Source organism: Ornithinimicrobium sp. CNJ-824 (genome assembly GCF_001942405.1).
In the GTDB taxonomy this organism is placed as follows: domain Bacteria; phylum Actinomycetota; class Actinomycetes; order Actinomycetales; family Dermatophilaceae; genus Ornithinicoccus; species Ornithinicoccus kibberensis.
Window position 1 is genome coordinate 91,150 of the sequence record NZ_MKKA01000003.1, and the last position, 10,727, is coordinate 101,876.

Genomic DNA, 10,727 nt, shown 5'->3' on the forward strand with positions numbered 1-10,727 from the left:
CACGGGCGATTGGCGCAGTGGTAGCGCGCTTCCTTGACACGGAAGAGGTCACTGGTTCAAACCCAGTATCGCCCACCAGTTCGAAACACCCCCTGACCTGCAAAGACAGGCCAGGGGGTGTTTGCGTTCGCCGGATCCGTGTCGCCCCCGTGTCGTTCGTGTGTAATCGATGGATGCTGCCCGGACGGTTCTCCCAGTCGTCGAGCGACTCGGACAAGCGGTCCCGTCGGATGCGGTGGTGAAACCCGAAGGCGGCCGAGATGCGCATGTGGGGGGCATGGCGACCACAACCAGAACGGCGACCGCGATGTCCTCACGCCGCTACGAGACCCTCGCAGCAGCGGCCGATCGTACGGGCATCAGCGTGAAGACCCTCCGTCGGCGCATCGCTGACGGCAGCCTTCCTGCTTACCGCACGGTTGGCGACGATCAGTGCGGGGCCGGCGACGAGGAGGACGGCGGTCAGGGCGGCCAGGGCCCGGGTGCGCAGGCCCCCCACGAGGGGCGCGACCAGGAACAGCAGGGCGTAGGTGGCCAGGATGACGTTCACCCGGTCGGTGAGGATCTGCAGCAGCAGTCCCAGGACCAGCAGGAGCAGCACCCGCCACGTCAAGGCCCGCCACATCGCCGTGCCGGTGCGTCGCTGCAGGAAGAGGCCCATCCCCAGCCCGGCGACCACCACGAACAGCACCGACGCCCGGCCGTAGGGGACCAGGTAGAGCCGCTCGAGCACGGTGTCGGCGTTGGTGGGTCCCACGTTGACCACGATCATCCCGACGATCGCCAGCCCCCGGGCCGCGTCGAGCCCCAGCAGCCGCGGCCGCGTCCGCGCGACCGAGGCCGACCCCCTCGTGACGGGGATGGCCAGGGCAGCTCCCTCGTTCGTGGGCCCACGCCGTCGGCCCGGTGCGTCCCACTGTACCGAGCGAACCGGAGAACCCGACCCGACTGGACAGGGCGCGGCCCTCTCCGGTGAGGTGGTGCCGTGAGTCCCGCCGAGTCCGGTCCCCCCCGCCACCTGCACCTGCGAGCCGCCGGCACCTCCCTGGTGCTGGAGCTCGTCGACGACCTCCTCCCGGTCGTGCGCCACTGGGGAGCCGACCTGGGAGCGCTCGACCAGGACGACCTCGGCGCGCTCACGCTCGCCGGGCGGGAGGCGCTGGGGGACAGCCCCTTCGACGTGGCGGACAGCGTCGCCCTCCTGCCCGAGCACGGGCGCGCCTGGATCGGCCGGCCCGGCGTGGAGGGCTCCCGGTCCGGCCGGGACTGGTCGCCCGCCTTCCGCACGACCCGGTCCCCGGAGAGCGCGACCGCGCCCGAGGGGACCCAGCGGGTCGTGGTGCACGCGGCCGACCCGGCCGCATACCTCTCCCTGGTGCTGGAGGTCGAGCTGCACCCGGGAGGGCTCCTGCGTTCCCGCTCGACCCTGACGAACACGGGGGAGGAGACCTACGACGTCGGCGCCGTGCGGACCGCCCTGCCGGTGCCCGAGCGGGCCACCGAGCTGCTCGACTTCACCGGCCGGCACACCTACGAGCGCATCCCCCAGCGTCAGCCGTTCTCGGCCGGCGTGCACTCCCGGGAGGTGCGCACCGGGCGTACGGGGCTGGACGCGGTCCACCTGCTCTGCGCCGGCGAGCCGGGCTTCGGCTTCCGGCACGGCCAGGTGTGGGCCGTGCACCTGGGTTGGAGCGGCAACCAGCAGGCCTACGCCGAGCGGCTGTCCAACGGCGCCCGGGTCCTGGGGACAGGGGAGGCGCTGGAGCACGGGGAGGTGCGCCTGGACGCGGGGGAGTCGATGACCACCCCCTGGACGTATGCCGCGCACGGCATCGGCCTCGACGAGGTCGCCGGCCGCTTCCACGCCTGGCTGCGCTCCCGGCCGCACGCCCCCTCCCGGCCGCGGCCGGTGACGCTCAACACCTGGGAGGCGGTCTACTTCGAGCAGTCGCTGGAGCGGCTGACCGCGCTGGCCGACCTGGGGGCCCGGGTCGGCGCCGAACGGTTCGTCCTCGACGACGGATGGTTCGGCGGCCGCCGCGACGACACCACGAGCCTGGGCGACTGGGTCGTCTCGCCGGACGTGTGGCCCCAGGGCCTGGGGCCTCTCGTCGACCACGTGCACGGGCTCGGCATGGAGTTCGGGCTGTGGGTGGAGCCGGAGATGGTCAGCCTCGACTCCGACCTGGCCCGGGCGCACCCCGAGTGGTTGTTCAGCGCCGGCGGGCGCCGGGGGTTGGACTCCCGGCAGCAGCAGGTCCTCGACCTGGGTCACCCGGGCGCCTACGCGCACGTGCGCGACCAGATCGTGCACCTGCTGCGGACCTACGACATCGCCTACCTGAAGTGGGACCACAACCGCTACCTCAACGACGCGGGGCACACGCCGGGGGGAGAGCCGGGGGTGCGGGCGCACACGTTGGCGGCCTACCGCCTGATGGACGAGCTGCGCGCCGTCCGGCCGGGCCTGGAGATCGAGTCCTGCGCCGGCGGCGGCGGGCGCATCGACCTGGGCGTGCTGGACCGGTGCGTCCGGGTGTGGGCCTCGGACTGCATCGACCCCCTGGAGCGGCAGCAGATCCAACGGTGGACCTTCGCCCTGCTGCCCCCCGGCTGGGTCGGCACCCACGTCGGCTCGCCCCGGTCGCACACGACCGGCCGGCGGCACGACCTGTCCTTCCGCGCCCAGACCGCGATCTGGGGCCACATGGGGATCGAGTGGGACCTCACCACCGCCTCCGAGGAGGAGCTCGACGTGCTGGGGCGCTGGGTCGCCTTCCACCGCGAGCACCGCGACCTGCTCCACGGCGGGACGGTCGTCAACGGCGACCACCACGACGATGACACCTGGGTGCACGGGGTGGTCGCCCAGGACCGCTCAGAGGCGCTCTACGGGGTGGTGTCGGTCCGGCGCCCGGTCTCCGGCCCGGGCCGGGTGCGGCTGCCCGGCCTGGACCCGGAGCGCCGCTACCGGGTGACGGTGCCGGACCTGGCGGGGACGGCGTCCTGGAGCGACGGCCGATGGTCCCGTGGGCCCGCACCGGGGTGGTCCTGCCCGGACGGGTCCTGGCCGAGGTCGGTCTGCCGATGCTCCCGCTGCACCCCGAGCACGCCCACCTCCTGCACGTCGGGGAGGCCCGGTGAGCACGCGGGACGCGGGTGGGGTCGGGCCCCTGACCTGGCTCGAGCCCGCGGTGGACACGGACGTCGCCGACTCCCTGTCCACGCAGTTCCTCGACCGGTTCGGCGACCTGCCCGACGGGGTCTGGGCGGCCCCCGGCCGGGTCAACCTCGTCGGGGAGCACACCGACTACAACGGCGGCTACGCCCTGCCGCTGGCCCTGCCGCACCGGACCTACGCCGCCGTCCGACGTCGGGACGACGGGCTCCTGCGGGTGGCCTCGCTGCAGGCCCCGCACGGCTGGGAGGGTCCCGTCACCACGGTCCGGCAGGGGAGTCCTGACGGGTGGGCGGCCTACGTCGCCGGGGTGGCGTCCGTGCTGGCGGAGCGCGCCGGGGCGGCCGAGGTCGGCATGGACGTCCTCGTCGACGGGCACGTCCCCCTCGGGGCGGGCCTGTCCTCCTCGGCCGCGCTGTCCTGCTCGGTCGGGCTGGCGCTGCGCGACCTGGTGCCGCAGCTCGACGCGTTGTCCGCGGCGGAGCTGGTGGACGTGTGCGTGCGGGCCGAGAACGAGGTGGCCGGCGCCGCGACCGGCGGGATGGACCAGACCGTCTCGCTGCGGGCGGTCGACGAGCACCTGCTGCTGCTCGACGCGCGCGACCGCAGCGTCGTGCCGGTGGCCTGGACGCTGCCCGACCACGAGCTCCTCGTGGTGGACACCCGGGTCCACCACGCCCTGGGCGACGGCCAGTACGAACGGCGACGCCGCACCTGCGAGGAGGCGGCCGCGGCGCTGGGGGTCGGGTCCCTGCGGGAGCTCGACCCGGAGGTGCTCGACCGGGACTGGGAGCGACCTGCCGGGCCCGCCCGGGCGCTGCACGGCATACCCGACGCCCTGCCCCGGGTCCGGCACGTGCTGACCGAGAACGAGCGGGTGCTGGACCTGGTGGCCGCGCTGCGCGAGCAGGACATGGCCCGGGTGGGCTCCCTCATGACCGCCTCGCACGCCTCCCTGCGGGACGACTACGAGGTCTCCTGCCCGGAGCTGGACCTGACCGTCGAGGCCGCGCTCGGGGCCGGAGCCCCTGGTGCCCGGATGACCGGAGGCGGCTTCGGCGGGTCGGCGGTCGTGCTCGTCGCCAGGACCGAGGTGGAGCAGGTCGCGGAGTCGGTGGCGCAGGCGTTCGCCCGGGAGGGGCTGGACGCCCCGGCCTTCCTGCACGCCGTGCCCGGGCCGCCCGCCCGCCGGGTCCGCTGAGGCCCCTGCCGCCGGGCCGGCGGCTCAGGCCGGCGCGACCAGCTCGGCGGCCTGGCGGGCGATCTCGTACTCCTCGTTCGTCGGGACCACCCACACGGCCACCGAGCTCTCCGGGGTGCTGATCAGCGCCTCGGTGTGGACCGCCTCGTTGGCCGCCTCGTTCAGCCGCAGGCCGAACCCGGCGAGCCGCTCCACCACGGCGGCGCGCACGAGCGGGCTGTGCTCCCCGATGCCGGCGGTGAAGGCGATCACGTCCAGCCGTCCCAGCACCGCGGCATACGCCCCCACGTAGTGCAGGAGTCGGTGCACGACCACGTCGAAGGCGAGCCGCGCGTCGGGGTCCCCCTCCTCCATCCGGCGCTCCACGTCGCGCATGTCGGCCGACCCGGTCAGACCCAGCAGGCCGCTCTCCTTGGACAGCGCCCGGTCGTAGTCCTCGACCGCCAGCCCGGCCACCTCGGCCAGGTGGCGGGGCAGACCCGGGTCGACGTCGCCGGGGCGGGTGCCCATGACGAGGCCCTCGAGCGGGGTGAGGCCCATCGAGGTGTCCACGCTGCGGCCGCCGTCCACCGCGGTGGCGCTGGCCCCGTTGCCCAGGTGCAGCACGATGGTGGCCAGCTCCTCCACCGGGCGTCCGACGAGGTCGGCCACCCGCCGGGAGACGTAGGCGTGCGAGGTGCCGTGGAAGCCGTAGCGGCGGACGCGGTACTGCTCGCGCCAGGACCGCGGCACGGCGTAGGTGGAGGCCTCCGGCGGCATGGACTGGTGGAACGCGGTGTCGAAGACCGCCACCTGCGGCACGTCCGGGAACACCTGCCGGGCGACCTCGATGCCCTGCAGGTTGCCCGGGTTGTGCAGCGGGGCCAGCGGGATCAGCCGGCGCACGGCGTCGAGCACCGCGGTAGTCACCACGGTGGGCTCGCTGAAGTCCGCACCGCCGTGGACCACCCGGTGGCCGACCGCGACGAGCTCGACCTCGGCCAGGTCGGGGCCGTGCTCGGCGAAGGCGGCGCGCAGCAGCTCCATGGCGCGGACGTGGTCGGGGACGGTGGTCTCGTGCGTGTGCGTGCCCGAGGGGCAGGTATGCCGCACCCGCCCGGCGGGCAGCCCGATCCGCTCGACGAGGCCGGTGGCGTCGGAGGCGCCGGTGTCGGGGTCGACGAGCTGGTACTTCAGGGAGGACGAGCCCGCGTTGACGACGAGCACGCGCCGGGTGCCGGGGGAGAGTTCACCGGTCGTTGCCACGTCAGCCCCTCGCCTGGATGCCGGTGATCGCCACCGTGTTGATGATGTCGCGCACGGTCGCCCCGCGGGACAGGTCGTTGACGGGGGCGTTGAGCCCCTGCAGGACCGGGCCGATGGCGATGGCGCCGGCGCTGCGCTGGACGGCCTTGTAGGTGTTGTTGCCGGTGTTGAGGTCCGGGAAGATCAGCACCGTGGCCAGACCGGCGACGGGGGAGTCCTTCATCTTGGTCGCCGCGACGGTCGGGTCGACGGCCGCGTCGTACTGCAGCGGGCCCTCGACCAGCAGGTCCGGGGCCTGCTCCCGGACCAGGGCCGTGGCCGCGCGGACCTTCTCGACGTCCGCGCCGGACCCCGAGCCGCCGGTGGAGTAGGACAGCATCGCCAGCCGGGGGTCGACCCCGAACTTGGCGGCCGTGCGCGCCGAGGAGACCGCGATGTCGGCCAGCTGCTCGGCGGTGGGGTCGGGGTTGATGGCGCAGTCGCCGTAGACGAGGACCCGGTCGGCCAGCAGCATGAAGAAGACGCTGGAGACGACCGAGACCCCGGGCGCGGTGCGGATGACCTCCAGCGCGGGCCGGATCGTGTGGGCGGTGGTCGTGATCGAGCCGGACACCATGCCGTCGGCCCGGCCGCCGTGCACCATCATCGTGCCGAAGTAGGCGGGGTCGGCCACGACGTCCCAGGCGTGCTCCAGGGTGACGCCCTTGTGGGCCCGCAGGCGGGCGTACTCCTCGGCGAAGCCTGCCGCAGGTCGCTGGTCTGGGGGTCCACGACCGCGGCCTCGTCGAGGTGCAGGCCGAGGGTGGCCGCACGGGCCCGCACCTCGTCCTCGTCGCCGAGCAGCGTCAGCCGGGCGACCCGCCGTGCCAGGAGGGTGTCCGCGGCCCGCAGGATCCGGTCCTCCATGCCCTCCGGCAGGACGATGTGGGCGTCGGCAGCGCGGGCCCGGGCGGTCAGCTCGTGCTCGAACATCAGCGGGGTGATCACCCGGGGACCGGCCGAGCCCACCGGGTGGTGCCCGCCGACGGGCAGCAGCACGTCCATGTCGACGTGCTCGTGGACCAGGGTGCGGGCGCGCTCGATCTTGCGGGTCGAGCCGGGGCCGATGCGGGCGTGCACGCGGGAGATGGCGGTGGCCGTGGTCATCGTCCCGGTGGTGCAGGTGACGACCGGGAGCTCGACGCCGACGCCCTCGACCAGGCGGTGGACCTGCTCGCTGGGCAGGAAGCCACCGTTGAGGAGGATGCCCGACATGGACGGGAAGGTGGAGGCGCGGTGGGCCAGCAGCGTGGCCAGCAGCACCTCCTCCCGGTCGCCGGGGCAGATGAGGGCGCAGCCCTCGTGCAGCCGGTCCAGCACGTGCGGCATCGTCATCCCGGCCACGACCATGCCGGTGACCTCGCGGTCCAGCAGCGTCTCCTCGCCGAGCAGCAGGCGGCCGTCGACGGCGCCCATGAGGTCGCGCATCGTCGGAGCGCTCAGCAACGGGTCGCCCGGCACGGTGAAGACCGGCACCCCCGCGCCGACGTTGGCCCGTCGCTTGCCGGTGGGCGTCACCTCCGAGCGGAGCCGCTCGACGATGCCCGCCCGGACCGCCTCGCCCTGCTCGGACGGGACCCGGTTGGCGATCACCGCGGCGACGTCGGCGTGCCGGCTGCGCGCCTCGGAATAGATCACCTGGCGGCGGTGACGCTCTCGTCCACCGACCGGTCGCGGCAGGGCACGACCAGGACCATGGCCGCGCCCAGGTGGGCGGCGATCGTGGCGTTGACGGAGAACTCCGTGGGGGCCGGCACGCCGGTGAAGTCCGAGCCGACGACGAGCACGGTGTCGTGCTCGGCGGCGTAGGCGTGGAAGCGCTCGACCGCGGTGCCCACGGCGGCCTCCTGCCCGCGGTGGACGTCGTCGTAGGTCACGCCCACCGCCGCGGACGGGTCGGCGGGGGAGGTCGACATCGGGTGCAGCAGCTCGAGCAGCGGGTCGTGGGCGGTGTCGAGGACCACGGGGCGGAACACCCCCACCCGCCCCCCGCGGGCGCACAGCTCGGCCAGCAGACCGACGGCCAGGGCGGACTTGCCGGACTGCGTCTCGGCCGAGGACAGGTAGAGCGCGTTGACCACGGTCCAGAGCCTAGCCCCGTCGCCTCCGTGCGAGAGTGACCCCCATGGGAGCTGGTATGCCGCAGGTGCGGGTATGGGTCGACGGTCACCTGGTCCGGCCGGACGAACCGGCCCTGACGCCGCTGGACCACGGGATCACCGTGGGGGACGGGGTCTTCGAGACCGCCAAGGTCGTCGACGGGCAGGTCTTCGCCCTGTCCCGGCACCACGACCGGATGGACCGGTCGCTGGCCGGGCTCGGGCTGGCGCCGCTGGACAGGGACCGGGTGCAGGAGGGCATCGAGGCCGTCCTGGCCATGGCGCCGATGTCCTTCGGACGCCTCCGGTGGACCGTCACCGCCGGTCCCGGCCCCCTGGGCAGCGACCGCGGGACGGAGGGCACGACATACCTCGTCACCGCCCAGGAGCAGGAGCCCCCGCCGCGCACGACCGCGGTGGCCGTCGTCCCCTGGGCGCGCAACGAGAAGGGTGCGCTGACCGGGCTGAAGACGACCTCCTACGCCGACAACGTGGTCGCGCTCGCGGCGGCCAAGCGGGCAGGCGCCGCCGAGGCCCTGCTGCCGAACACGGCCGGCGAGCTGTGCGAGGGGACCGGATCCAACGTCTTCGTCGTGCTCGGCGACGTGGTGATGACGCCGGCGCTGACCGCCGGACCGCTGGCGGGCGTCACGAGGGACCTGGCGATCGAGTGGCTGCGCGACGAAGGGGTGGAGGTGGTCGAGGGGCACCTGCCGATGGCCGTGCTCGACGAGGCCGACGAGGTGTGGATCACCTCCTCGGTGCGAGACGTCTGCGCGGTCACCCGGATCGAGGTGACCGGCCCCGCCACGACGGCGACCGGGCTTGAGCTCGCGGCGCCCGTCGTCATGCCGCGATCGCTGGGGGAGGAGGCCGGTCCGACCACCCGTCTGGCCCAGGAGGTGTTCGCCCGCCGGGCGGCCGCAGACGTCGACCCCTGAGCCTCGACGGCCCCTGAGCCCGGCGGGTCGGTCCCGGACGCAGGCGGGTCCGACGGAGCTCCTGAGTCCCCCTGTTCAGCACCCCCGACACACGCCCCACGACTGCGGTCTGCTGGTGCCCGAACCGGTAGGCAGGCACACCCTGCAGGCGTACGCGAGCCGTGCACAACTCTTGCAGGGTTCGAACACATGTCCTAATATGGGTGTCAGGCAAGGGGATGCTGGGGAGGAGGGTTCGATGAGTCGCAGTGTCGGTGGTCGAGAGGTGTCCTGGGTGGCCGGTGGTGGTGGCCAGTCCGGCGGTGTGGCCGTCGTCGGACCTCCCTGGGAGGACCTGGAGCCCTACGACGCGGAGGCGTGCGCGGTGGGGGAGTCGTTGGAGTGGCAGCAGCTGGCCGGCCCTGGGGCCTGGGCCGAGCCTGCGGTCGAGCACGACCAGGGGCTGACGTTGCGGGATCCGGTCGGGGCCGTGGGTCGTGTCCTGTCCGACCTGGGCCTGGGGGCCGCGACCGTGGAGGCGATGGCCGGTGCGGCCGTGGTGGCGGCCGAGCACGAGGGCGCCCTGGCGGTGCCGCCGGTGGATCTGGAGGCGGTCCGGGGGGTGGGTGCGCTGGCGCTGCTGAGGTGTCGGATGGAGGCGGTGCAGCTGGTGGCGGTGGCGGACCTGGCGGTGCGCACGGGGCGGCGGCTGCTGGAGGAGAGGGGGATCTCGGACGCGGCGGGACTGTCGGCCACGGCCTGGGGGAAGTGGCGGGCGCGGGTGAAGTCGTTGGTGGCCGCCGAGCTGGAGGTGGCCCTGGGCCTGGGCCGCGGGGAGGCCCGGGACATGGTGGCGGTGGCCTGCGCGCCGGAGGGGGTCGGTGCGCCGGTGCTGGCGGCGCTGCGCCGTGGTGAGGTCCCCTGGCATCTGGTGCGCCGGTTCTGGACCAAGGCCGGGTCGTTGCCGGTGGAGGACGTGAGCACGATCGCGGCGGTGCTGTTCGGCAGCGACGTGTCGTGCGCGGCGCCGGAGCGGCTGGACCCGGACGGGGCGCTGCACGGTCGGGCGTGGGCGGTCAAGGAGTTCTATGCCGCGCTCGACCGTGAGGTGGTCCGTGCCAAGGGCAAGGACGAGCGGTCGGCCAGGGCGGCGCGTGAGGAGGCGGTCGCTTCGCGGGACGCGTGGCTGCGGGTGCATGACGACGGGACGGCGACGGTGGGCGTGCGGACTGCGTTGATCTCGGGGGTGGGGGTGTTCGCCCGGGTGGACCGGATGGCCCGGGCGTGAGGGGTGCTGGGCAGGAGCGGTCGCTTTCGCAGCTGCGCTCGGACCTGTGCGCCAGCCTGCTGCTGCACGGCACGGTCGAGGTGCCCGAGGTCGTCGACGAGCTGGTCACGCCGCAGGACCTGGACGGCCTGGCCGCGGTCACGACGGCGACCCCGCCGGTGACCCTGCAGGTCGTGGTCCCCTGGGACTGCCTGACCGGCACGGTGGTCTGCCCCCGGTGCGCCCACACCGGCCGGGGCACGGGCCGCCCGGGCCTGGAGCATCCGCACGGCCGCGGTGGTGTCGTCGGCACCCGTGAGGAAGCCGGTGATGGTCGCACCGGGCCCGGGCCGTTCACCCTGGCCGGCGCTGGGTGGCCTCGGCTTCCGGACTGGTTGGTCCGCAGATGCGGGGACCAGTCTGCGCGGTTGCCCTCGGCAGGGCCGCCGACCCCGCCAGGAGCCTCGCCGCCCTCGCCGGACGCCTCGGCACCTGCGGCCGTCCCACCGGGCGGGCCGGTGGTGGGGCAGGCTGCGTTGCCGGGGGTGGCCTGGTCGGGCACGGTGGCCGAGCTGCTGGGGCTGCACCCTGCGTTCCTGACCCCTGGGCAGGCGCGGGACCTGGCGCTGGCTCCGGGGACCACGATGCACCGGATCCTGGTGGACCCGGCCGACGGGCGGTGCATCGAGCGGACGATCGCCTCCTACCGTCCCGACGCGGACATGCGCCGCCAGATCGTGGCGGCGGATGTGTACGGGCGTGGTCCGGGGGAGCGGAC

The 10,727-nt window shown here is 74.3% G+C and carries 8 protein-coding genes, 1 tRNA gene and 2 pseudogenes; 6 read left to right on the top strand and 5 right to left on the bottom strand.

Features of this window, described 5'->3' with window-relative positions; all coding sequences use genetic code 11:
• The first annotated feature begins 3 nt into the window (after positions 1-3).
• Positions 4-78: transfer RNA gene (locus tag BJF81_RS01530), tRNA-Val, on the top strand.
• Between the two features lie 235 nt (positions 79-313).
• On the opposite strand, the gene BJF81_RS01535 is transcribed toward BJF81_RS01530, so the two are convergent.
• Entirely contained in the window at positions 314-772 is a 459-nt protein-coding gene (locus BJF81_RS01535; protein WP_075956869.1) for a hypothetical protein, read from the bottom strand.
• 309 nt (positions 773-1,081) lie between these two features.
• On the opposite strand from BJF81_RS01535, the pseudogene BJF81_RS01540 reads away from it, so the two are divergent.
• Positions 1,082-2,746 (top strand): annotated as a pseudogene (locus BJF81_RS01540) (alpha-galactosidase); the annotation flags it as partial.
• 448 nt (positions 2,747-3,194) lie between these two features.
• Entirely contained in the window at positions 3,195-4,379 is a 1,185-nt protein-coding gene (galK, locus tag BJF81_RS01545) for a galactokinase (RefSeq protein WP_075956880.1), read from the top strand.
• A 24-nt stretch (positions 4,380-4,403) separates the two neighbouring features.
• Here the strand turns inward: galK and BJF81_RS01550 are convergent, their stop codons facing one another.
• The 4 genes from BJF81_RS01550 to BJF81_RS20675 are packed head-to-tail and all read right to left on the bottom strand — an operon-like array spanning position 4,404 to position 7,744.
• Positions 4,404-5,624 (bottom strand): acetate/propionate family kinase, encoded by a 1,221-nt coding sequence (locus BJF81_RS01550; protein WP_187345482.1) that lies wholly within the window; start codon positions 5,622-5,624, stop codon positions 4,404-4,406.
• A gap of 1 nt (position 5,625) precedes the next feature.
• Entirely contained in the window at positions 5,626-6,342 is a 717-nt protein-coding gene (gene pta, locus BJF81_RS20665) for a phosphate acetyltransferase (RefSeq protein WP_342447042.1), read from the bottom strand.
• Entirely contained in the window at positions 6,267-7,301 is a 1,035-nt protein-coding gene (locus BJF81_RS20670; RefSeq protein WP_342447040.1) for a phosphate acyltransferase, read from the bottom strand. Before BJF81_RS20670 ends, pta begins: the two co-directional genes overlap by 76 nt.
• Positions 7,298-7,744: an AAA family ATPase gene (locus BJF81_RS20675; protein ID WP_158068595.1), complete on the bottom strand. Its 447-nt coding sequence runs from the start codon at positions 7,742-7,744 to the stop codon at positions 7,298-7,300. Before BJF81_RS20675 ends, BJF81_RS20670 begins: the two co-directional genes overlap by 4 nt.
• Before the next feature lie 44 nt (positions 7,745-7,788).
• Here BJF81_RS20675 and BJF81_RS01560 point away from each other — a divergent pair, with 44 nt between their 5' ends.
• From BJF81_RS01560 to BJF81_RS01570, 3 genes and pseudogenes are all read left to right on the top strand, one after another.
• Positions 7,789-8,703, top strand: coding sequence for an aminotransferase class IV (locus tag BJF81_RS01560; RefSeq protein ID WP_237769950.1), 915 nt, complete (start codon positions 7,789-7,791; stop codon positions 8,701-8,703).
• A 238-nt stretch (positions 8,704-8,941) separates the two neighbouring features.
• On the top strand, positions 8,942-9,970 hold the full coding sequence (locus BJF81_RS01565) for a hypothetical protein (protein WP_143780620.1): 1,029 nt from the start codon (positions 8,942-8,944) through the stop codon (positions 9,968-9,970).
• A pseudogene (locus BJF81_RS01570) lies at positions 9,967-10,727 on the top strand (hypothetical protein); the annotation flags it as partial. The gene BJF81_RS01565 and the pseudogene BJF81_RS01570, both read left to right, overlap by 4 nt.